The organism is Buttiauxella noackiae ATCC 51607 (genome assembly GCF_001654865.1).
Lineage (GTDB): Bacteria > Pseudomonadota > Gammaproteobacteria > Enterobacterales > Enterobacteriaceae > Buttiauxella > Buttiauxella noackiae.
The window spans coordinates 1-23191 of the sequence record NZ_LXEO01000066.1 but is presented as its reverse complement, the minus strand read 5'-3'; the positions used below and the strand labels follow the sequence as shown (position 1 = coordinate 23191).

Below are 23191 nucleotides of genomic sequence, written 5' to 3'. Positions count from 1 at the left end.
CCGGGAAGGAAACTTTATGAACAAGATTTATCGTCTGGTATGGAATTCTGCGCAAAAAGCCTGGGTTGTTGCCGGGGAATTTGCAGGGGCAAAAGGCAAGGGAGCCAGTTCCTTGCGTATTGCGAAACGTGTAAGTGGATTGACTGGCGCAGTTGCTGCGACTTTGTTGTCTTTCCCTGCTGAAGCATGGGTTGCCGGCACGGGCACCAGCAGTGCCGCATTGGATAATAACAATGCGGCCAACACATCAATAAATGGTGGCGTCGCCACAGGTAACAGCTCCACAGCTATCGGTCCGACTGCGTCAGCAAGTGGCTCTAGCGCAACAGCCATAGGTCAGTCCGCAACGGCCTCTGCGATAGATAGCATCGCACTGGGTCATTCGGCCAGTGCAACTATTGTTAACGGCATCGCCATTGGTCAGGGCGCAAAAGCCAGCGGGGGCAACGGGGCGATGGCCGTGGGTTCTCTGTCAGCCGCCTCTTCTGATGGCGCGATCGCTTTCGGTTCCAATTCGGTAGCATCGGATACTAACGCCACCGCGATTGGTCGTAGCTCTGTCGCAAATGGCTACAGTGCGGTGGCGATCGGTGATATGGCAAAAGCAACCCCAGATCACAGCACAGCGATTGGTGGCGGTTCATTAGTCACGGGTTTGGAAGGCACATCCATTGGTTGGTATGCCAATACAGCTGGAGTTCAAGCGCAGGCACTAGGCTACTATGCCAATGCGAAAGGAGCTAATTCTACAGCTATTGGTCCTAACGCAAGCTCGGCCGGTGATTACTCGCTGGCCCTGGGCTCAACGGCTTCAGCAGCAGGTAGCAACAGTATTGCTATCGGTAGCAACGCCGTGAATCACGATACAGGTGTTTTTAGCTTTGAAAGTCTGGGAGGGCCAGGTGCAAACCTTACCAACAAAGCAACATCTGCTATTTCTCTGGGGACATCCTCTTATAGCAGCCGCGGTGGTATTGCTATTGGTGACCATGCAACCGTGCCGGACAGCGACGCTAATGTCCAGGGTGGCGTTGCGCTCGGTAGCTATGCCACAGCGGGTGGTGCGGCCACAGCCATCGGCGTCGGCACAACGGCTGCACAAAATGCGGTGGCTGTAGGCGCGGTTTCCGCTGCATCAGGGCTGGGGGCAACTGCTTTTGGTACCTCTGCGAACGCGCAAAAGACAGACAGCCTGGCGATCGGTCATTGGTCTAACTCTACCTCCGACTATGGTGTAGCCGTAGGCTCCACCGCAGTGGCAGACAGCGCAGACAGTGTTGCTTTGGGTCATAGTGCCCGTGCATTGTCTACCGCGCCAGGAAGTGTTGCGCTGGGCGCTGGTACGACTGCCGACCGCGCGGGCATGGCTGGTGGCAAAGAACTGTTCAGCAATACTGCGGTTGCATCAACTAAAGGCGCCGTATCTGTGGGTGACGTGAGTTCAGAACGCCAGATCACCAACGTTGCCGGTGGTACGCAGGCCACTGACGCCGTCAACGTACGCCAACTTCAGGCTGTCTCTGACAGTAGCGTGCATTACGACACCAACCCGGATGGCACGGTTAATTACAACAACGTCACGATGGGCGGTACCACGTATAACAACACCGCCCACACTGGTGGGACAAAAATCACCAACGTGGCAGACGGTTCTAACCCAAGCGACGCGGTGAACTTCTCGCAGCTGACCACCACTAACAACAACATCAACAATATCTACGCCACCGGCACCAAGTACTTCCACGCCAACTCTACCGGTGCGGATTCTAAAGCGCTCGGCGCGGACGCTATTTCCGTGGGGGTAAATGCGGTTGCGGATGCCAATTCGGTCAACGCGATTGCCATGGGTAATGGCGCATCGGCAACGGCAGCAGGTAACAGTGTCGTGATCGGCAATAATTCCTCGGCCAACTACGCGGCAAATCCAGTCTACGCCAGACAAGTCGTGATTGGTGATTCCGCGAATACAACGGGGATGTCGAGTATTGCGATTGGCGGAGCCTCAAGTGCCACTAGCAATTCAGCTGTTGCATTGGGGCCGGCTTCCTTTGTTTCTGGAAGTGGTGCAGTCGCATTAGGCAGCAGATCTATTGCCACTGGTGTGACTTCCGTCGCTCTGGGGGCTTCTGCGAACGCCAGTGCTAATAACAGCGTTGCCATCGGGTATAACACTACCACGACCGCAAATCTTGGGCAGGCTGCCTATGTGCCCAAAGGCGCGAACGCGGCTGATATGAAAGGGAGTGCCACCGGGGAAGTATCGATTGGTTCTGCCGGAAGCGAGCGCCGGATAACCAATCTGGCGGCCGGTGCTGCGTTGACCGATGCGGTCAACGTCTCACAGCTGAAATCTCTCGCTGACGAATCCGTGCAGTACGATAAGAACGGCGACGGCACGATCAACTACAACAGCATGACGCTGGGTGGCACGACCTACAACAACAGCACGCACACTGGCGGCACCAAAATCACCAATGTGGCGGACGGTTCTGCCCCAAGCGACGCGGTTAACTTCTCGCAGCTGACCACCACCAACAACAACATCAACAACATTTACGCCACAGGTACTAAGTACTTCCACGCCAACTCTACCGGGACAGATTCGTCTGCAACCGGTAAGGACGCGGTGGCGATTGGAATGGGTTCTGTAGCCAGCAGCACGTCATCTATTGCTATGGGGCAAGGTGCTCAGGCAACAAATACCAGTCCACTTGACAGTGCGGATAGCGCAATTGCCATAGGTAATGGCGCCAACGTGAACTCCACAAATGCCATCGCGCTAGGTAATAAGGCATTGGTCGGGTTCCTCGACACCGGCTCGATTGCAATAGGGAGTTCATCTACAGCTCATGGCGTGAACTCAATTGCGATGGGTGATCACTCAAGCACCATATCAGATGATGCACTTGCTATCGGTGCCAATTCCAAAACGTATAACCAGGGTGTGGCGATAGGGAGTGGTGCGAAAGCGGGCACTGTCACCACCACCGGGGCTGTTGCTGTGGGTTATAATGCAGTCGCTTCAGGGTTGTCCACCTCTTCCATCGGTCGTAATTCACAAGCGACCGCTAATTATGGCGTAGCACTAGGTGCTGGTGCGATCGCTGATCGTTCCGGTATGAATGGCGCGAAAGAGTTGTTCAGCAAAACCACAGTGGCTTCAACTCAGGGTGCTGTATCCGTTGGTTCTGCGGGTATGGAACGTCAGATCACCAATGTCGCAGGCGGTACGCAAGCTACGGATGCTGTCAACGTGCGCCAGTTGCAGTCTGTTTCAGACAGCAGCGTGCATTACGACATCAACCCGGATGGCACGGTTAATTACAACAACGTCACGCTGGGCGGCGATACCTACAACAGCAGCACGCATACCGGCGGCACCAAAATCACCAATGTGGCGGACGGGTCTGCTCCAAGCGACGCGGTGAACTTCTCGCAGCTGACTGAAACCAACAACAACGTGACCAATCTGGGTGACCAGGTTAACAACATCTATGCAACGGGCACCAAATACTTCCACGCTAACTCAACCGGCACAGACTCTGTTGCTTCAGGTATTGATGCAATTGCGATTGGTATGAATGCGGTTGCAGATGTGGCACGTAGTGTGGCACTGGGTGATGGCGCGAAAACGCAAGCGGCTGTAGGTACTACAGGTACAACATTACTGGGTACGGATTATGCGTTTGCTGGCATAACTCCGGTAGGCACCGTCAGTATTGGTGATAAAGGTTCTGAGCGTACTTTGACTAACCTGGCAGCAGGCAGCCTGAGCGCAACCAGCACCGACGGTGTGAATGGTTCACAGTTGTTCGCCACCAACACGGCGCTCAGCACGATCACCGGCGATGTCACTAATTTGGATGCGGGCTCAGTCAAATACGACAAATTTGTTGATGGCACTGTTAACTACAACAACATCACACTGGGTGGCGATACCTACGACAACAGCACGCACACGGGTGGAACGAAGATCACCAATGTGGCTGATGGTTCAGCACCAAGCGATGCGGTTAACTTCTCTCAGCTGACCGAGACCAATAACACCATCAACAATATGTACGAGACGGGGACCAAGTACTTCCACGCCAACTCTACCGGTGCAGACTCGGTTGCCTCAGGTACGGATGCTGTGGCAATCGGTATGGGTGCAGTAGCCGATGTGGCCCGCAGCATTGCTCTGGGGGATGGCGCGAAAACACAAGCCGCTGTTGCAACTTCCGGCGCGACGATTGCTGGCACAGATTATGCGTTTGCAGGCAGTGCACCTGTTGGCACCGTGAGCATTGGTAAAGCTGGTGAAGAACGCACCCTGACTAACATGGCTGCGGGTCGCCTGAGTGCGGATAGCACCGACGGTGTAAACGGTTCTCAACTCTTTGCTACGAATACGGCGGTTGATGCTCTGGATGCGGGAGCCGTGAAGTATGACCGTAACGGTGACGGCACTGTTAATTACAACAGCGTTACCATGGGTGGTAATACCTACAACAGCATCACCAAAACGGGTGGTACCAGGATAACCAACGTCGCTCGTGGTGAGAATGATAGCGATGCGGTGAATATGTCTCAGCTTAACGAGACGAACACCACGGTGAACTACATTGACAACACGCTTAGCCACATTACCGGAAATACCACCACAACTTACACCACGTTGAATGGTGAGGGGATTCGCTATGTGCGTACCAATGAAGATGGACTGCTGGAAAGCGATTCTTCTGCTGAAGGCCAGGGCAGTACAGCTGTAGGTTATAACGCCCTTTCAACCGGTGATAATAGTCTGGCAATCGGTCGTGAAGCTCAGGCAATAAATGCAAATGATGTTGCGCTGGGCTCAGGCTCTATTACTGATATCGCTGTTGGTACCAGCGGCGCGAAGATTGGGGATGTGGATTACCTGTTTGCTGGTTCCACCCCAACAAGCACCGTCAGTGTGGGTAGCCGTGGTCATGAACGCACCATTACTAACGTGGCAGCAGGCCGTCTGAGTTCAGACAGCACCGATGCAATCAACGGCTCGCAATTATTTGCCACTAACTCGGCCATTAATACGCTCGATAAAGGCTCCGTTAAGTACGATATCCATGACGACGGTACGGTGAACTACAACAGCATTTCTCTGGGTGGTGACACCTATAACAGCGTTACCAAGACTGGCGGTACACGGATTAAAAACGTGGCTTACGGTATCGACGCTGGTGATGCAGTTAACGTTCAGCAACTGACAGATGCGACCACCAACATTTATACCAATGGCGTTAAGTACTTCCATGCCAACTCCGGGAAAGCGGACTCCGTGGCGAGCGGCGCTGACTCCGTTGCTGTTGGGCCAAATGCGCAGTCTATGGGCAACAGCTCTATCGCGATGGGCGATGAAGCAAAATCCATCGGCAACGGCAGTATGGCGATGGGGGCCGGAGCAGTGGCAAACAATGCGGGTGATATCGCATTGGGCGCAGGATCAACAACGTCTGCGGCAGTCGCCACAACGGGCACAACTATTCGTGGTAACGATTATGCGTTTGCAGGCACCGCGCCGACCAGCACCCTGAGCGTGGGTAGCGAAGGTAACGAGCGGACCATCACTAATGTCGCTGCTGGCCGCATTGCCGCAGACAGCACCGACGCGGTGAACGGTTCCGAACTGTATGCCACCAACCAGGCTATCGAAAACATTGGCAGCAATGTCAAAAACATCGATAAAGGGTCAGTGAAGTACATTACCAATGTTGACGGTTCCATAAGCTACAACAATGTTGTGTTGGGCGGTGACACCTACGACAACTCCACCCATACAGGCGGCACGACGATCTCCAACGTTGCCGATGGCGTGGCGCCAAGCGATGCCGTGAATAAGCACCAACTTGATGTTGTGAATCAGACCGTGACCAACATCTCCAACGGTACAGACGGCATGTTCCAGGTGAACAACACCAGTAATAATCCGAAACCAAGACCAACGGGTAAGGACTCTGTCGCTGGTGGTGCAGGCGCGTTAGCCAGTGGGGATAACAGTGTGGCAATCGGAACCAACTCCCATGCAACGCATAATAATGCGATTGCACTGGGCAATAATTCGGTAACCGATCGTGATAACAGTGTCTCCGTAGGCTTTGCTGGTGGCGAGCGTCAAATCACTAACGTGGCAGCAGGTACTAAAGGGACTGATGCCGTCAACCTGAGCCAGTTAAAAGACGGCGTAAATAGCGCTAACCAGTACACCAACAACAAGTTTAACGACCTGAAAAACATTGTTGATGACAACAAAGACAAGCTGAGCGCAGGTATTGCCGGAGCAATGGCGATGGCTAGTTTGCCACAACCTTACCAACCAGGCGCAAGCATGGTCAGCATGGGCGGGGGTACTTACCAGGGCGAAGCAGCTGTTGCTTTGGGTGTTTCCACCATCTCTGACAACGGTAAGTGGGTAACCAAACTCTCCGGTACGTCGACAAGCCAGGGTGATCTGGGTGCTGCCGTCGGTGTGGGTTATCAGTGGTAAACCTGTTTAATTAATAAAATAAATTCCCCGGCGAGAATGCCGGGGAATCATCGCCAAAATTAATATGAGATAAAAAATGAAATACGCTAAATATGCAAAACTGGCTCTTATTGTCAGTGGTGTTGTATTACTTTCTGCCTGTACGCGCTCTGTAAGCAATGTAGATTCACAAGGTAAAACAAATAGCCCTATATTCCCTGACGCATCTCATGCAGTAAGAAGCGAAGGTAGTTTCGTAAACCTTGATAACTTAAAGCAAATGCGACCGGGCCTGAGCAAGGCTGAAGTTTACGAACTTATTGGCACCCCACATTTTGATGAAGGTGTCTTTCGTGTGAAAGAGTGGGATTATATTTTCCATTTCACAAAGCCTGATAACTCGGTATTAACTTGCCAATATAAGGTTTTATTTGATTCCAACATGAAGGCGCAAAGCTTCTTCTTTGCACCTGACGACTGCTTGTCAAAGCTGAATAAACCTGTGGTTAAAGTCGTGGCAAATACAATGCATAAAGAACTAAGTGCAGAAGGCTTATTTTCTTTTGGCAGCCCAGAACTGAGTGCTTCGGGCGTTTCCCAGGTTAATGACCTGGCTGCAGATCTCAAGGCAGAAGATTTAAATGGTAAACATGTCGTGATATCCGGTTATACCGACCGTATCGGCAACTCAGTAAAAAATATGCAACTGTCTCTGGCCCGAGCTGAGTCTGTTAAGAAAATGCTAATCGAGAAAGGTATCCCAGCTTCAATTATCGAAACACAAGGTCTGGGTGATTCTGCTCCTCGTGTTGTTTGCCCGGGTAAGAAATCACCAGCTGTTATTGAATGTCTGGCACCTAACCGTCGCATGACTGTTGATGTAGTTGCTATTCGTACAGGTAAATAAGGTCATCAGTGTGAAAAATCTAATCAAGACCGCCGCAGGCGGTCTTTTATTCCTGACAAGTTGTCATGTGTTTGCGGCAGCATCGGATCTGAATGTTAAATCCATCAATGTTCCTGCATATAATCTCATTGTTGACGCATTAAATAATATGAATGCTGCCAACGGAAAGCGTGATGATTTTATTATGAAGCAAATCTGCGACTTAGCGCGCGGTGATAAAACGCAGGAGGACGTAAATGAGTTATTGGCGAGGAGTAATATTGATGTTCGTACTATTCCACTACAGGGCTCTTTAAACTCGCTATTGGTAAATGGTAACCAGCCTGCACAGGCTTATGCATGCGCAACTTATGTTGCTACAACACTTTCTCAACCAACTGATAATTCATACCTTTATGATAAAAATAAGAATGCGAAAGGTGTTATTGAAACAACACTGAACCCAGCAAAATTTGCCAGTGATATGCGCATTAAAATGTCGATGGCACAGGCGACAGCACAGTTATATGCAGTCATCGCAGGCAATCTACCCAGTGAGAGTAATTCAACCTGGGATGATTACCAGCGTAGCGTGGTGAGGACTGTTTATAACTATGCTCCGGAGTATTTGAGACTAGTGAAAGTTCTGTATACCACTGATACAGCAAAATACAGCCCGGAAACCATCACTAAATCTACCGTCAGCGTGGCTGATAACCAGGGTAGAGAATTGCAAATTACACCGACAGGACCAGTGCTTGTGTCACGAGGAGTGGTCTGGCTAGGCAATGGAAAGATATTGGGAAAAGAATATTTTTCACCTGTAGAGATCATTGCTTCAGCAGCACCAGCAACCCCAGTAGAAAAAGCGCCACCACAGGAAAAGAAAACAACAAAAAGAAAATAAATATATAAAACCAGTAATCCACCTGACTTAAAAAATGGACATAGCTATTAAATGGATGCCCGCTAATTGCCTGTGGTTTATAAATTGTATATAGAGGGAGTCTATGAAAATATATGTTTTGACGGAAAACAATTACTTATATAATGGTATCGCACACACTCTTGCGTCGAGAGCTGACTGCCAATGTGTAAAACTCAGCACTCAAAATAAAAGCAATTATATTGTATCCCGATTGAGTAAGCCCGGAGATATTTTTATCATCGCATCAGAATATTCAAACATGAATTTTTCGATGTTAATGGAACTCAATCTAAGTAATGCTTCAGTTATAATTGCAACAAATAATTTCGGCTGGAAGATAAGTAGTATATTTAGATTTTCAACTATTGCTCGGAATTTTCATATGTTTGATTTATTGCAGGCGATAAATTTAATCAAGCCAGTGAGCAATAAGGATGTACTGCTCCCGCGGATAACTGCGTCAGAAAAAGAAGTGCTAATGTTAACAATGAATGGAGGGCGGGTTGATTTTATTAGTTCAAGGTTAAATATTGCAGTAAAAACAGCTTATGCTCATCAGCGCAGTGTATTCAAAAAGCTGGGAATTCGAAAGATCCAGGATATAACAAAGCTTCCATACAATTACATTAACTATATTGTCCATACCAATTAAAGAAATTTTATTACGCGGAATAGTAGATGTCGCAATTCGTAAAGCAGTAGCACCGCTGGCTACTGCTGTTTTTCATGCCTGTTTGTAACAACCCACGTTCGCGAACAGAACCTGTCGCCGGAAGATGGCAGACTTGATACCATCTTTAACCATCTCTGAGCGGGCGTGGATGAATTATCTCGCTCACTACCGCTGGTACTTACTATAAATACTGATAAGGGTTCAACGAAAATGGCGAATCAAACATCTACAACGCCCACTACTCCAGTATTGTCAAAAGCACCTTTTAGCCCGGCGAGTCTGCAATTCCTGAACAAGCTCGCGCAAAACAACTCCCGGGACTGGTTTAAAGAACACCAGGATGAATACGAAAATAGTGTGCGCACCCCTGCCCTGCGGTTTATCGAGCAAATGCAGCCCGGTATTCTTGCCATTTCATCGAAGCTCACTGCCGTGCCGAAAAAAGTCGGCGGCAGTCTTATGCGCCCACAGCGAGATAGCCGTTTTAGCAAAGATAAAACGCCCTACAAAACCAATGTCGGAATTCAGTTCCGTCATTTCCAGGGCAAAGACGTTCATGCACCAGGACTCTATCTCCACATCGCCCCTGAAGGTTGCTTTATTGCCGCCGGAATTTGGCACCCCGAATCAAAAGCCCTGAGTGCTATTCGCCAATGCATTGATGAGAACCCCAACGCATATCAAAAGGCGTTACAGGCGCTACAAAGCCAGGGGTTTATCATGGATGGCGATAGCTTAAGTCGCCCGCCAAAAGGCTACGATAAGTCTCATCCATTATTAGCTGAATTAAAACGCAAAGATTTTATCGCGGTGAAAAATATCGATTTTGAGGAGCTGTGCAAGCCTGATGCCATCAATTTTTGCACCGAGCAGTTCCAGCATTGCGCTCAATTGATGGCTTATCTGTGCTTTGCCCTGGAACTTGATTTCTAGAACCAAACAAGCCTGTTCTTCCAATAAAAAATCAAAAAGGGATGCCACATGGGTATCCCTTTTTCTGATATTAGTAATCGACAACCTTCTTCGCATTCCAGACTGTCAATGCCAGTACTAACGACAGCACCGAGGCACCCAACCAGAAATACTGAGCATGGCTGAAGTCATAATGTGTGACACCATCCTGTACCCGAGAGTCAATCAGTGCGGCAGAGATAAGCTCCTGAATTGACGCTGCAATATACGAACAAAGCCCGATAAAGCCCTTAACCGCACCGACAGCTGTTTTCGGCATCAGGTCACATGCGGTTAACCCTGCGAGGAACACCACCAGCCCCCCGATAGCAAAGCCAATCAGCGTGAGCGCGACGGCATCCATCATGCGGCTTTGTGGGCCCCAGAACATCATGCACATACCGACAATATTCGCGATTCCATACAGCAAAGTAGGAATATGGCGGTTGGCATTAAACAGTTTATCGGAGATAACACCGGCCAGAATCGCGCCAATAAAACCGGCTATAGGATAAGCCGACATAGCAAAACCTGCATCAATCAGGCTGTAGCCCTTTTGTTCCTGCAAATACAACACCGCCCATGAGCTCATGGCATAGCGCGAGGTATACATGCAAGCGCACGCAGCTGCAATCAACCAGACTACGGGTTGTTTCAGAATGAACAGCTGCGCGCGGCGAATTTCTTTCGGGTCAATTTTGCGGGCGATCTCGGGATTTTCACCAAAGGCAACAGCGGGTTCCGGCAGGCCATAAGTCTGCGGGCGATCTTTCAGTGTCAGATACATCAGGATAGCTGCCAGAAGAGAGGCAATTCCCGCGCCGATAAACCCGGCTTGCCAACCAAAGAAGCTTACGATACTGGCAGTAAGGATCCAGGAGATCCCTTCTCCAATATTGCGAGACCCGCCCCAGATTGAGTAAACCGAGCCGCGTTGTTTTGGGGTAAACCACTGGAAAATGGAAACGCAGGAAGGCGCAGAGCCTACAGACTGGAACCAGCCATTGAGTGCCCACAATATAATCAGCAATAGTGTGGCGGTACTCATCCCCATGAAGATAGTACAGATGGAAGATAAGCCCAACGCCACCGACATAAAGCGGCCTATATTGGCGTAATCAGAAAGAAAACCATTTGAGAACTTACCGACTGCGTAAGTAATAAAAAAGGCCGAACCAATAACGCCCAGCTCTTCGAGCGTAACGATACCGGCATCCAACATTGGCTTTTTAGCAACGTTCAGGCTCATGCGAACCACGTAAAACATGGCGTAGCCCAACACTAACCCCAAAAATACCTGCCACTGATATTTGCGATAAGTGCTGCGTATTTTCTCGGGGGCAGCATTCATCACCGGGAGGTCTTCCCGCGTTTTGAAAAAAGTTAACATTTCCCATGCTCCATGAATGATTACGAACGTGTCCAGAGCTGCTCTGGTGGTAGCCGCATCATAGAAATGGGATCAATGAATGTTCAAAATCGAGGTTTCGTGTCAGATTTGACTCAAACGCGTAAAAACACGAGTCAAAGTTGTCTGTAGTGTCCTTTCTTGCATTCTGCTTATCACTGACAATAGCGCTATCCTGCTAAAGAATTTGCGTCAGTTGTTACTCAGGTGCTCCGCAAAAATAAAATGGCTTTATTCCAAAAACTTGATAAGCAGCACATAACGATATTTATGAACCAATTTATCCGTCACCTCCGCCCGTTTACAGTACGTCGTTTATTCCTGTGCCTGCTGCTGCCAGCCCTATTTTTTACCTCGCCAGGCACTGCCACCAGCAAATCATTAACCGTGCTGACCTCATTTTCGGAAGCGCCGGTAAAAGCTCTGGTAGACGATTTTGTTAAACAAAACCCTGATGTAAACGTTGAGATAATCTATCGGCGTACGCTGCCGGCGCTGCGAGTGCTCGACCATAATCGCGGCATGCCCGTAGATGTGATGATGTCTTCCTCACCGACTTTCTTTAATACACTCGATAAAGCCGGGCAACTGGCGCCGCTGCCCAATCTGGCGATGACACCAGAATGGTTACAGCCACATACATTGGGGCTTAGCAAACAGGTAGCAACTATTGGCTATTCCGGTGTCGGAATTATGTTTAACCGTCGTTATCTGGAGAAATACAACCTGCCAGAACCACAACATTGGCAGGATCTGGCGTCTCCTGTCTGGATGGGACATGTCATGATGAGCGCTCCGTCTCAATCCGGCACGACCCACATGATGCTGGAGAATATTCTCCAGACATTCGGTTGGCAGAAAGGTTGGGCGCTTATCATGCAGATTGGCGGTAACATCTCGTCTATTACGGCACGCAGTTTTGGTGTAAGCGAAGGGATAACGCGCGGGCTTGCCGCGGCAGGATTAGTCGTCGATAGCTACGCTTACAACAGCCAGAGCCGCTTTAGCTATATTGGTTTTAACTACATCCCTGACTCCATTATTTTGCCGACCTATTTTGCTATTTCACGCGCGACAAAAAACCGCACTACGGCTGAATCTTTTATTCACTACTTACTCTCTCCTGCCGGGCAAAAAATTATCAGTACCAAAGAGATGCGTAAAATGGCACTCACCGAGCCAGCACTGGCACAACAGCATGATTTTGTGACGGATCAGCAATTACTATTCAGCCGGGAACACGTCGTGAATGCGTTATTTGACCAGGCAATCACCCAGCAGTTACCGAAATTACGTATGGCTTGGGCAACGATTTATCAGGCAGAAGAAATAGCGAAAAAGAACCCGGCGAACTGGCGTATTGACCTTATTACCAAAGCCCGAGAAAAAGCCAGCCAGATCCCGCTGGATGAAGCAGCCGCGGCTAAAACAAATTTACTTAATAACTTCAGTAATATACACGACCGTCAGCACCTTAATCCGGATGCTGAGAAAACAATGTACCAGTGGCGCAAGCAGGTGGAAGAGAACCTGAACCAGGCAATTACTTTTGCAAATCAAGCGATGAAATCACAATGAAAGCCAACCGTTCCCTAAGGCTTCCCACATCACTAGGCAAAAGGCTGATGATTGCGTTCGTCGTACTCACCGCCCTGGTACTTTGCACTGGAATTGCAGCCTGGACAGTCTGGGAACGTCTGGAAAAACAAGTAGAGCGAATTGTTGACGAAAGCCTGCCCGCTATTAACGGCACTTATCAGCTGGAACGTGCGACCTCGTATTTGCTGGTGTTGTTACTCAAACTCCGTGACACGCGTTCAAACGCTGAGCACCAACAGCTCTACAGCGAAATCACCCAAAATCTGAATGATATTCAGCATGCCAGCGTCATCAGTTCCAGAACAAATAATGAAACTCCTGAGCAGCGCCTGAAGTTCCTCGCCCTGAAGCAGGATGTGGAGTTTCAGGCCGGGCTTCTGAATAAACAAATCAAATACGAGCAAGCGGTTCAGCAACTGCAAAAGCAAATTCAGTGGCTGCATCAGGATCTGGTGGACGATGTGGCGCCTTTACTCCAGGAAGTGGAGTGGCATCTTTCCGGCATGTTGGAAAGCTCACAAGAGATGCCAAACTTCGCAAGCGCGGTGAAAGAGTTTGCCATCCTGCAAGATTTGACCTTCAAAGAGAACGAATTGCAGCAATTGGTGACCGAGGTTATCGCCCAGCACTACCATCAGGATTTGAGCAGTGCTTTCCTGTTTATTGGTTACAAAACTGAAGAAATCGCTCGGCTAACCAACAAACTGGCAGATTATCCTTCGACCGTGAGCTACAGACAGATCCTCAGCGAATTGATAGAACAGGTTAAGCCTGATGGACCACTGCATAAGTTGCTGCAAGAAGACGTGGCGAACTATCAACAGCTCAGAGCAATGGAACCCCGGCTGGATAAGGCAATAGCGCAGTATCAACTGAATATTCAGCAAGTTGTGATCGATGCCAATAACATGTTGGGGCAAGCCGGGAAGACAACGCAAAAGATGGTCACGACCGGAAAAATCGTGATGGGGCTTGTGGTATTCCTTGCCCTTACTATCAGTATTTTCGTGCTGGTGTTTTTGATTGGCCGCCGTCTGGTTCGCCGCCTGAATCTGCTGGGCCAGGACTTAACACGTATTGCCCAAGGTGAATTTGATTTTGCGATATCCGTCACTGGTCGAGATGAGATCGGAAGAATGGGCGAAAACTTGCGCCGCTTCTGCGAAGAAATCAAAAAGATGGAAAAAACCAATGCGCTCAACCTGATTAACAATACTCATGCCAGCCTGATAACCTGCTATCCAAATGGCACCATTGAGTCTGTGAACCCCAGCGCGCAGGCATTGCTTGCGCCATACGGCCTGAAAACTGGCCAACCGTTATGGTATGCATTTCCTGGCATGGCGAGCCACTTAGTGGAACAGCAATTTATCGCCGGTAGCGAACTTGAATGCTCAGGCTGTAGTGAATGTATTGTCGCCATTGATAACCAAGGTGAGCCCAGCTACCTGCATCTCTTTTTGCGCCGCTATGAGCAGGCCAATAGCGCAAAATTGATTATTACCATCACCGATGTTACGCGCCAGGAACTCAACGCGCGGGAACTATCGCGACAGGTTGAAGAGCGTACGCTCGCCCTGACACAAAACAATCAGCAATTAGCGCAAGAGATAGAGCAGCGAAAAAGAGCCCAGGATGAGCTGATTCAGGCTGCGAAAATGGCCGTCATGGGCCAGGCAATGACCAGTCTTGCCCATGAGTTGAACCAACCGCTTTCGGCAATGCGAACTTATATTTTTACCAGCCGCATGTGCTTGCAGCGTGGTGAATTGAACCCGCTATCGCAAGGGCTGGTAAAAATGGAAAAACTCACCCTGCGTATGAACCACATCATTTCCGCTTTGAGAAACTTTGCCAGAAAATCGTCGGTTGAAAGCCCGCGCAGTGCTATTGAATTACAGGAAGTTGCCACGCAGGCTATTGTGCTGTTGCAGGCTCGGGCTAAAAAAGACCGCTGCCAATTGCAGAACTCGCTGCCAACAGAGCTGGTGATTTACGCCGATAATATTCAAATGGAACAAGTGTTCGTCAATTTACTGGTTAACAGCCTCGATGCCGTTGCTACGACAAGCCAGGGCTGCGTAACCATTGATTTGCTCGAGAAAACTGATACCCGGATACGTTGCGCCATCAGCGACAACGGCCCCGGATTTTCCGCAGAATTACTTCCACGTTTGTTCACACCGTTTACCACATCAAAGGAAATTGGACTCGGGTTGGGGTTATCTATCTGCCGCTCATTGCTGGAGAAATGTGATGGGGAAATCTCTCTGGCTTCAAACCTGAACCGGGGAGCCATGGTGATACTGGAATTTAATGCGGCCAATGACCCAGTAACAACAGGAGCTTAATGATGATGTTAACGCAAAGCCATCAAGGACAGGTGCTATTGGTCGACGATGACGACGATGTTTTAGAGTCCTGGTGCCACTTACTGAGTCTTTCTGGCTACCGGGTCACAATGACGCAAAACCCACAGAAAGCATTAGCGCAGCTTTCACCACAGTGGGATGGTGTGGTGGTGTCAGACATTTATATGCCAGCAATGAACGGTATCGATTTTCTGGGCCAGATCCAAAAAATTGATAGTGAAATCCCGGTGATTATGATTACGGGACATGCGGATATTCCACTTGCCGTCACAGCGGTTAAACAAGGCGCATGGGATTTTTTGGAAAAGCCACTAGACCCCGAAAAACTGCTTCATCTTCTGGCAACAGCGCTTCCTCAACGGCTTGAGGTTCTTGCCAGACGTGAAAAAATCACCTCTGCTATTGAGCAACAGATCATCGGTAGCAGCGCACAAATCAATATTCTGCGCCAACATATCGCAAGCCTTGCACAGACCGACAAAGATTTTATGCTTGAAGGTGAACCGGGTACCGGGCGCCATACCTTTGCTGAATTGCTGCATTCTCTGAGCCACAGGCGAGATTCTCCTCTGACGGTTCATGACTGCCGCTTGCACTCCTCTTTGCAAGAAGTTAGTGAACGCCTACAAACGACTGTGGGTGGAACACTCATCTTCCATGCGCCTGAGTACTTACATGCATCCTGCCAACGTTGGTTAGGGCGTGAACTGCTCAATTATGAGCGGCAAGGGAATAAAGCGCTGCGCCATATTGTTATTTTCGACAGCAATCCGGACCAGTTGGTTGAACAGCATCAACTCATGCCTGAACTGTATTACTACTTTTCACAGGTGAGATTAAAACTCCCAAGGCTTACTGAACGCAAAGACGACATTACAGCGTTATTTCGCTATTTCCTGCGCCAATGCTGCAAAAAACTCACTATCCCACTGCCACCTGTTGAGAACGCCTATCTGGCAAAACTCAAGGATTACACGTGGCCTGGAAACGTACGTGAATTGAAAAATGTAGCGGAACTGTATGCGGTCGGAATCGTAAAACTTGCTGGCGATAAACGCGTACTGTCCAGCCCTTTAAACAGCGGCCCGCTGGATAGCATCGTGGATGATTACGAAAAAAAGGTCATTGAGGATACGCTCTATTTATTCGCAGGAAGGCTTACCGAAACGGCTGAACATCTCGGAATTCCACGCAAAAAGCTTTATCTGAAGATGAAAAAGTACAATCTGACAAAAGAGGTGTTTAAGCCACACTCCTAATATGCTGTGAATATTTTCCGAACCGATAGTTGCCGAAATGTTAAGTTCGTCACACTAGTGGTGCTACACTACGCGGCTTTACCGCAGAGCGTACCAGGTGACGAAATGAGTGAACATATTGAAGGGAAGATTGAGCCAAAGGCCGTATCCAGGCCTAACTGGTCAGCGGTATTTGCAGTGGCGTTTTGCGTAGCCTGCCTGATTACCGTGGAGTTCTTGCCAGTAAGCTTGCTGACGCCAATGGCGCAAGATCTGGGAATCTCAGAAGGTGTTGCCGGGCAATCCGTTACCGTCACGGCTTTTGTGGCAATGTTCGCAAGCCTGTTTGTGACCAGCATTATTCGCTCAACCGACAGACGCTATGTAGTCATCCTTTTCTCCGTGCTGCTTACACTCTCCTGCCTGCTGGTTTCCTTTGCTGAAAACTTCACCATGTTGCTGATTGGGCGCGCCTGTCTGGGGATTGCCCTCGGCGGCTTCTGGGCAATGTCAGCCTCTTTAACCATGCGGTTGGTTCCAGCTCGTACAGTGCCAAAAGCACTCTCGGTTATCTTCGGAGCTGTCTCTATCGCACTGGTTATCGCCGCCCCGCTTGGTAGCTTCTTAGGCGGCATTATTGGCTGGCGTAATGTCTTTAATGGCGCGGCATTAATGGGTGTGGCTTGTATCATATGGGTGTGGAAAGCTTTGCCACCGCTGCCAGGTGAATCAACGCAGCATAAGCAAAACATGTTTGGCCTGCTTAAACGCCCGGGCGTACTGGCCGGCATGACGGCAATATTTATGACATTTGCCGGGCAGTTTGCCTTCTTCACTTACATTCGCCCGGTATATATGACGCTTGCAGGCTTTGATGTCGACGGCCTGACGCTGGTGCTGTTGAGTTTTGGCATTGCAAGTTTTGTCGGCACATCGCTTTCCGCGGTTTTCCTCAAGCGTTCACTCAAGTTGTCTCTCACCTGTGCGCCGCTGATTCTGGCACTGAGCGCTTTGGTTCTGGTGTTATGGGGAAGCGATAAAATCGTCGCATCTGCAGTTGCCATTATCTGGGGCTTTGCCTTTGCTCTGATTCCAGTTGGCTGGTCAACATGGATCACGCGTTCACTGGCGGATCAAGCTGAGAAGGCGGGCTCTATTCAAGTTGCGGTGATCCAGTTAGCAAATACCTGTGGCGCGGCAATTGGCGGGTTGGCTCTGGATAATCTCGGCATAATTTCGCCGCTGGTGTTGTCAGGGAGTTTGATGTTGCTCACCGCTTTGCTGGTAGCCGCAAAAGTACGAGCTAAGTAATTGTGTCGGGTGGCGTCTTGCTACCCGGCGGGCAACTCATTGAATCATTGGGTGGGTAAGCGCCAGCTCCACCCACCAACATCTCATCACCCTCGCCAGAAAGGCTTATCTCCCAAAATCGTTGCACGATGCATGATGCGACGAGCGGGGAGATAATCAGCATTCGCATAATGCTGCGTAACACGGTTATCCCAGATAGCGATGTCGTTTTCCTGCCAGCGCCAGCGAACCTGGAACTCCGGCTTCGTAATATGGGCAAACAGGAAGGCGAGCAGCGCATCGCTCTCTTTTTGCGAGAGGTCAACAATCCGCGTGGTGAAACCCTCGTTAACAAACAGCGCCTGCTTGCCGCTTACCGGATGGGTACGAACCACTGGATGCAACAACGGTGGATTCTTAACGACCGCCTCACGCCAGCGCTGATGCTCCTCCTCACTACGGAGATGTTTATATTCCGGGAATGATTTGCGGAAATCGTGTTCCGCCTTCAGCCCTGAGAGCAAGCGCTTGAACGGTTCTGAAAGTGCCTCGAATGCTGCAATTCCACTGGTCCACAATGTATCACCGCCGAATTCCGGAAGCTGTTTTGCTGCCAATATCGCGCCGGCTGGCGGCGTTTCGATAAAGGTCACATCGGTGTGCCAGTTATCGTTATCAGGCGGGTTATCGTTGTGCGTATCCAGCACAATAATCTCCTCTACGCCTTCCGCATGTGGATAAACCGGGTGGATGTGCAGATCGCCAAACCGCTGTGCCAACGCGCGCTGCTGTGCAGGAGTAATCGGCTGGTCACGCAGGAACAAAACCTGATGGCGGATCAGCGCGTGGTAAAGCTGCTCGAACTGGTTGTCGGTCAATCCCCGACTCAGCGTCACGCCACTAACCTGTGCACCAATGTACGGCCCCAACGGCAAAACATTCACTTTTTCACTCATTGCCCTTCTCCATGCCATGGGGTTAAGCGGCGCTGTAAGGCACGCAAACCCAGCTCTAAACAAAATGCGATAACCGCAATTACACCGATACCCGCAAGTACGACATCGGTTGCCAGAAACTCACCGGCTGACTGCACCATAAAGCCCAACCCGCGCGTGGCGGCGATAAGCTCTGCTGCAACCAGTGTTGACCAACCTACGCCAAGCCCAATGCGGAATCCGGTCAGGATTTCCGGCAATGCTCCGGGCAAAATCACATGCCAGACTATCTGAGCGCGTGACGCTCCCAACGCCTTCGCAGCACGAATGCGCACCTGTTTTGCGCTGCGCACTCCCGCCATGGTCGACATCGCAACAGGGGCAAAAATCGCCAGATAAATCAGTAAGATCTTCGAGGTCTCCCCAATACCAAACCAAATCACCATTAGCGGTAAATAAGCCAGCGGTGGTACCGGGCGATAAAGCTCAATCAGTGGATCAAGAATGCCGCGTACCGTCGGGCTTAGTCCCATAGCAATGCCAATCGGAATACCAATGAGTACTGCGGCTAACAGCGCGGTGAGTATCCTCAACAAACTGGCAGCGAGGTGCTGCCAGAGTGTGGCATCCATAAATCCCTGCGGCCCGGCGATGCTAATCAGCTTCATCAATACCTGGCCTGGCGGTGGTAAAAAAAGCGGGCTTATCCACTGCTGCGCCGCCACCCACCACCACAGCAAAATGATGCTCGTGATCGTCGTGAGGCTTAACGTAATCTGGCGCGAGAATGGCCAGCGCAACGCCAGCCGTTTACGGCGAGCTTTATCCTGAATAACGATGCTCATAGGAAGCCCTCACGTTGCTCAAACACTCGGCTCAATACATATTCACGTTTCGCGATAAATTCCGGGTCGGATTTAATACTGCGGCACGGCTCACCTGCGGTGAAGCGGCGGCCAAAATCGAGCGGAAGACGTTCCAGCACGCGCCCAGGCCCTGGAGAAAGCAGCACCAACTCAGTTGCCAGAAACACGGCTTCTTCAATGTCATGCGTAATCAACAACACCTGGCGGCGGCTTTCATGCCAAAGTTTGAGCAGCAAGGTTTGCATTTGCTCGCGGGTGAAGGCATCAAGTGCACCAAAAGGCTCATCGAGCAGTAAAAGTTGCGGGCGAGTTGCCAGTGCGCGGGCAATTCCCACACGCTGGCGCTGCCCGCCGGAGAGCTGCCAGATGGCGCGTTTTGCTTTATCTTCGAGCCCCACTTTGCGCAACATATCGAGCGCGATGTCTTCACGTTCCTGCTTTGGTTTCCCGGCGAGTTGTAAGCCAAACGAGACGTTATCCAGTACCGAACGCCACGGCAGCAGCCCTTCATTCTGAAACACCACGCCGCGCTCAGCGCCCGGCCCTGTGACCTGTTTGCCCGCAAGGGTGATGCTGCCGGAGTGATAAGGAACAAAGCCAGCTATCAGGTTCAGCAACGTGGTTTTCCCGCAGCCGGATGGGCCGAGAACCACCAGTAACTCGCCCTCATCCACGGTCAGATTAATATCGTTAAGAACTGTTTTACCGTCATAATCTGCGCTTAAATGCGAAACCTGTAACATGGCTAACTCCTTACTGCGCCAGTGTTTTCACGAAGCGGTCGGTGACAAACTGGCTGTAATCCGTTTCTACGGACGGGACTTTCCCTTGCGCTTTAAGGAACTGGGCAGTATCAACAATCGCTTTGTTTACTGGGCCGCTAAGCTGCTCAGTTTGTTGGTTAGCGGTGAGGTAGGTATTACCCTTCACCAGCACCGGAACATCGCTTTCAGGTACACCACTCAGACGTGACAGCTTGCTCAGGTTATCCGGCTGTTTTAGCCAAACGTCCGGGTTGTCGATATAGCTTTTCTGCGCAGCGAGAGCGCTTTTAGCAAAGGCTTCCACCACTTCAGGATGCTGTTGGGCGAAATCTTTACGCACTACCCAAACATCCAGCGTTGGCGCGCCCCATTTGCCCACTTGTGCGGAGTCGGTCAACACCGTCCCATCTTTCTCCAGCTCGTTGACCGCAGGTGCCCAAACATAAGCGCCGTCAATGTCGCCGCGCTGCCAGGCCGCAATAATCGCCGGAGGCTGAAGGTTAAGAATTTCTACCTGACCGGGCTTAATTCCCCAATGTTTTAGGGCCGCCAGCAGGCTGTAATGCGTAGTGGAGATAAACGGTACGGCAATGCGCTTGCCGATGAGATCTTTCGGACTTGAGATACCTTTCTTCACAACCAGCGCTTCGGAGTTACCCAATTGCGAAGCGAGCAAGAAGACTTCGATAGGCACATTCTGGCTTGCCGCCACAGCCAACGGGCTGGAACCGATATTGCCAATTTGCACATCACCCGATGCCAGCGCTCGGACCACACTCGCACCGCTGTCGAATTTGCGCCATTCAACTTTTGCACCGCTGTCTTTGGCAAAAGTGTTGTCTGCCTGCGCGACCTTGGCTGGTTCCGCAGAAGTTTGGTACGCGACGGTCACATCTACCGCGAATACTGGCGTTGCAATAAGAGCAAGTGTTGCCAGCCAGAGAGAATGTCGTTTTGCCATGGGGAGTGCTCCTGTATCGATGATGGGAGCAGTATTTCCAATGGAGGTGATTAGATAAAAGAATTAAAAATTATCGCTAATGCTTTTATGTTTTTAGATCAAATGTAGGGAAGGATAGTCAGGAGATGGGAATAGGATCGGGGCCCAGAAAGAAGAAATGGGCCCGAAGGGCCCATGCCGATTAGTGTTCCAACTCAAGAGTCGCTTGCTGGCAATAATACTCATAACGCCCTAGAAACCAGGCCTTTTGCTCCATATCCATATTGCCGGTCACGGCTCGAATATCGACAGCTTGCCCAAGTACATGCATACGAGCAAAACTACTCGCCAGAAAATCGAAATTCTTCACTGCCTGTAAGTCTTTATTCATCAGCATATTCCTGTGGTTAGCTTATTTCTAATGAAGGGCCATATGCTTTATCTGAATTCAGTATCCGCCTGTTATTGATTGTTTTATGAGCTATCAGTGCTGGTTTTTGGAAAGTAGCTGGTTGAGAATCGAAGGCTTGAAGTAACTCACAAAATGGGCGACCTGGAAGCTATGGGAGAAAAATGAAAATATTGAAAAGCAGCATCAGGAATGTGATAGCCAGTGAAAAAGTAACAGTATGCGAACCACTAAATATCTACGAATGCACCCTGCACGATGACGTCTTTGTGGGCCCTTTCGTGGAAATTCAAAGACATTGTGTTATTGGCGCAGGAACCCGGATCCAGTCACATTCATTTCTTTGTGAGAAAGTCACAACCGGCAAAAACTGCTTTATTGGCCACAATGTGACGTTTGCCAACGATCTTTTCCGTTCCGGCAAACTCAATCCAGATCCCGAAAGCTGGATCAGTATTCATCTTGGCGACAACGTGATCGTGGGCAGTGGAAGTACGATCCTGACAGAATTTATCTGTAGCGGTGCGGTGATAGGTGCTGGAAGTGTGGTCACGAAGGATATTCTTAAGCCGGGGATTTATGCAGGCAACCCGGCTCGATTGTTGCGGGAGATTTAGGGCCGGGCTTTACCATGTTATGACGACCGGGCAACTGTCACGCTCTGGGTTTAAGTCCAGAGCGTAACAGTTCATCAACCAAGAATTGCCGCTTCGATAGTAGCAACATCTATTTTCTTCATCGACATCATCGCTCCAAACGCACGCCTGGCGGTGTCTCCACCCGTAGCAAGGGCTTCAGTCAATACGCGAGGGGTAATTTGCCAGCTAACACCCCATTTATCCTTGCACCAGCCGCAGTCGCTTTCCTGGCCGCCGTTGCTGACAATTGCGTTCCAGTAGCGATCCGTTTCAGCCTGATCGTCGGTGGCGATCTGAAAGGAAAAAGCTTCACTATGTTTGAAATGCGGCCCGCCGTTGAGGCCGATGCATGAAACACCCGCGACGACAAATTCGACAACTATTGTGTCGCCAGCCTTACCATCTGGATAGTCTCCAGGGGCAGGAATGACGGCACCAACGCTGCTGTCTGGAAAGGTTGCAGCATAAAAATGAGCAGCGTCTTCCGCATCATGATCAAACCAAAGACAGATAGTATTTTTAGCCATGAGTTAACCCGCTTATCGTGTTTCTCAGTTCCGTTAACCGTACCCGCAATGCCCTATCGGCATTGCATCTTTTATCTTTTACCAACGATAAGTATGTACCGGATCTGCTCCATACGAGTGTCAGAGGTGTGATCTGTGGTCTGTATCGCTTAACGGATGTAAGGTTTACATGCGGGGATAGTAAATCAGTGGAATTTAGCAATTTAAAATAGTGGATTAAACTGCATGGCATCCCATTCCGCAGAGGATTATATCGAGGAAATGAGAGTGGTTTTCGTAAATC

The 23191-nt window shown here is 50.0% G+C and carries 17 protein-coding genes; 10 read left to right on the top strand and 7 right to left on the bottom strand.

Annotation, left to right across the window (positions count from 1 at the left end):
- Nucleotides 1-16 precede the first annotated feature (16 nt).
- The 5 genes from M979_RS23430 to M979_RS20470 all read left to right on the top strand — a co-directional run bounded on the left by M979_RS23430 (nt 17) and on the right by M979_RS20470 (nt 9904).
- Nucleotides 17-6505, top strand: coding sequence for a YadA-like family protein (locus M979_RS23430; RefSeq protein ID WP_064556206.1), 6489 nt, complete (start codon nt 17-19; stop codon nt 6503-6505).
- A gap of 76 nt (nt 6506-6581) precedes the next feature.
- Nucleotides 6582-7391 carry an OmpA family protein gene (locus tag M979_RS20485; protein ID WP_064556205.1) on the top strand — a complete coding sequence of 270 codons (810 nt, stop codon included), beginning with the start codon at nt 6582-6584 and terminating at the stop codon, nt 7389-7391.
- A gap of 10 nt (nt 7392-7401) precedes the next feature.
- A complete protein-coding gene (locus tag M979_RS20480; RefSeq protein ID WP_157093279.1) occupies nt 7402-8277 on the top strand; it encodes a hypothetical protein in 876 nt (291 codons plus the stop codon).
- Nucleotides 8278-8380: 103 nt separating this feature from the next.
- Complete coding sequence (locus M979_RS20475; RefSeq protein ID WP_064556203.1) at nt 8381-8950, top strand: helix-turn-helix transcriptional regulator; 570 nt, start codon at nt 8381-8383, stop codon at nt 8948-8950.
- A gap of 231 nt (nt 8951-9181) precedes the next feature.
- Nucleotides 9182-9904 carry a DUF2461 domain-containing protein gene (locus M979_RS20470; RefSeq protein ID WP_064556202.1) on the top strand — a complete coding sequence of 241 codons (723 nt, stop codon included), beginning with the start codon at nt 9182-9184 and terminating at the stop codon, nt 9902-9904.
- Between the two features lie 70 nt (nt 9905-9974).
- Here the strand turns inward: M979_RS20470 and M979_RS20465 are convergent, their stop codons facing one another.
- Nucleotides 9975-11312, bottom strand: coding sequence for an MFS transporter (locus M979_RS20465; protein ID WP_064556201.1), 1338 nt, complete (start codon nt 11310-11312; stop codon nt 9975-9977).
- 288 nt (nt 11313-11600) lie between these two features.
- On the opposite strand from M979_RS20465, the gene M979_RS20460 reads away from it, so the two are divergent.
- The 4 genes from M979_RS20460 (at nt 11601) to nepI (ending at nt 17850) form a co-directional block, all read left to right on the top strand.
- Nucleotides 11601-12908 carry an ABC transporter substrate-binding protein gene (locus M979_RS20460; RefSeq protein ID WP_083963951.1) on the top strand — a complete coding sequence of 436 codons (1308 nt, stop codon included), beginning with the start codon at nt 11601-11603 and terminating at the stop codon, nt 12906-12908.
- A 47-nt stretch (nt 12909-12955) separates the two neighbouring features.
- On the top strand, nt 12956-15280 hold the full coding sequence (locus tag M979_RS20455; protein ID WP_209439641.1) for an ATP-binding protein: 2325 nt from the start codon (nt 12956-12958) through the stop codon (nt 15278-15280).
- A 2-nt stretch (nt 15281-15282) separates the two neighbouring features.
- Nucleotides 15283-16560, top strand: a complete 1278-nt coding sequence (locus M979_RS20450) for a sigma-54-dependent transcriptional regulator (RefSeq protein ID WP_064556199.1) — start codon at nt 15283-15285, stop codon at nt 16558-16560.
- Between the two features lie 105 nt (nt 16561-16665).
- On the top strand, nt 16666-17850 hold the full coding sequence (gene nepI, locus M979_RS20445; protein ID WP_064556198.1) for a purine ribonucleoside efflux pump NepI: 1185 nt from the start codon (nt 16666-16668) through the stop codon (nt 17848-17850).
- Between the two features lie 86 nt (nt 17851-17936).
- On the opposite strand, the gene tauD is transcribed toward nepI, so the two are convergent.
- The 5 genes from tauD to M979_RS20420 form a co-directional block, all read right to left on the bottom strand.
- Nucleotides 17937-18785: a taurine dioxygenase gene (gene tauD, locus M979_RS20440; protein WP_064556197.1), complete on the bottom strand. Its 849-nt coding sequence runs from the start codon at nt 18783-18785 to the stop codon at nt 17937-17939.
- Nucleotides 18782-19609 carry a taurine ABC transporter permease TauC gene (gene tauC / locus M979_RS20435; RefSeq protein ID WP_064556196.1) on the bottom strand — a complete coding sequence of 276 codons (828 nt, stop codon included), beginning with the start codon at nt 19607-19609 and terminating at the stop codon, nt 18782-18784. The genes tauD and tauC overlap by 4 nt, the downstream gene beginning before the upstream one ends.
- Complete coding sequence (tauB, locus tag M979_RS20430) at nt 19606-20373, bottom strand: taurine ABC transporter ATP-binding subunit (RefSeq protein ID WP_034460788.1); 768 nt, start codon at nt 20371-20373, stop codon at nt 19606-19608. Before tauB ends, tauC begins: the two co-directional genes overlap by 4 nt.
- A 10-nt stretch (nt 20374-20383) precedes the next feature.
- A complete protein-coding gene (tauA, locus tag M979_RS20425) occupies nt 20384-21355 on the bottom strand; it encodes a taurine ABC transporter substrate-binding protein (protein WP_034460787.1) in 972 nt (323 codons plus the stop codon).
- A 181-nt stretch (nt 21356-21536) separates the two neighbouring features.
- Nucleotides 21537-21725 (bottom strand): hypothetical protein, encoded by a 189-nt coding sequence (locus M979_RS20420; RefSeq protein ID WP_064556195.1) that lies wholly within the window; start codon nt 21723-21725, stop codon nt 21537-21539.
- 182 nt (nt 21726-21907) lie between these two features.
- Here M979_RS20420 and M979_RS20415 point away from each other — a divergent pair, with 182 nt between their 5' ends.
- A complete protein-coding gene (locus M979_RS20415; RefSeq protein WP_064556194.1) occupies nt 21908-22360 on the top strand; it encodes an acyltransferase in 453 nt (150 codons plus the stop codon).
- Between the two features lie 74 nt (nt 22361-22434).
- Here the strand turns inward: M979_RS20415 and M979_RS20410 are convergent, their stop codons facing one another.
- Nucleotides 22435-22908, bottom strand: coding sequence for a VOC family protein (locus tag M979_RS20410; RefSeq protein WP_064556193.1), 474 nt, complete (start codon nt 22906-22908; stop codon nt 22435-22437).
- Nucleotides 22909-23191 lie beyond the last annotated feature (283 nt).

Excerpts from the sequence above, each read along its gene's own strand:
- tauA (WP_034460787.1), bottom strand. The coding sequence starts at position 21,355 with ATGGCAAAACGACATTCTCTCTGGCTGGCAACACTTGCTCTTATTGCA.
- M979_RS20455 (WP_209439641.1), top strand. The coding sequence starts at position 12,956 with ATGATTGCGTTCGTCGTACTCACCGCCCTGGTACTTTGCACTGGAATT.
- M979_RS23430 (WP_064556206.1), top strand. The coding sequence starts at position 17 with ATGAACAAGATTTATCGTCTGGTATGGAATTCTGCGCAAAAAGCCTGG.
- tauC (WP_064556196.1), bottom strand. The coding sequence starts at position 19,609 with ATGAGCATCGTTATTCAGGATAAAGCTCGCCGTAAACGGCTGGCGTTG.
- M979_RS20460 (WP_083963951.1), top strand. The coding sequence starts at position 11,601 with ATGAACCAATTTATCCGTCACCTCCGCCCGTTTACAGTACGTCGTTTA.
- tauD (WP_064556197.1), bottom strand. The coding sequence starts at position 18,785 with ATGAGTGAAAAAGTGAATGTTTTGCCGTTGGGGCCGTACATTGGTGCA.
- M979_RS20420 (WP_064556195.1), bottom strand. The coding sequence starts at position 21,725 with ATGAATAAAGACTTACAGGCAGTGAAGAATTTCGATTTTCTGGCGAGT.
- M979_RS20415 (WP_064556194.1), top strand. The coding sequence starts at position 21,908 with ATGAAAATATTGAAAAGCAGCATCAGGAATGTGATAGCCAGTGAAAAA.
- M979_RS20450 (WP_064556199.1), top strand. The coding sequence starts at position 15,283 with ATGATGTTAACGCAAAGCCATCAAGGACAGGTGCTATTGGTCGACGAT.
- M979_RS20485 (WP_064556205.1), top strand. The coding sequence starts at position 6,582 with ATGAAATACGCTAAATATGCAAAACTGGCTCTTATTGTCAGTGGTGTT.
- M979_RS20475 (WP_064556203.1), top strand. The coding sequence starts at position 8,381 with ATGAAAATATATGTTTTGACGGAAAACAATTACTTATATAATGGTATC.
- M979_RS20465 (WP_064556201.1), bottom strand. The coding sequence starts at position 11,312 with ATGTTAACTTTTTTCAAAACGCGGGAAGACCTCCCGGTGATGAATGCT.
- M979_RS20470 (WP_064556202.1), top strand. The coding sequence starts at position 9,182 with ATGGCGAATCAAACATCTACAACGCCCACTACTCCAGTATTGTCAAAA.
- tauB (WP_034460788.1), bottom strand. The coding sequence starts at position 20,373 with ATGTTACAGGTTTCGCATTTAAGCGCAGATTATGACGGTAAAACAGTT.
- M979_RS20410 (WP_064556193.1), bottom strand. The coding sequence starts at position 22,908 with ATGGCTAAAAATACTATCTGTCTTTGGTTTGATCATGATGCGGAAGAC.
- nepI (WP_064556198.1), top strand. The coding sequence starts at position 16,666 with ATGAGTGAACATATTGAAGGGAAGATTGAGCCAAAGGCCGTATCCAGG.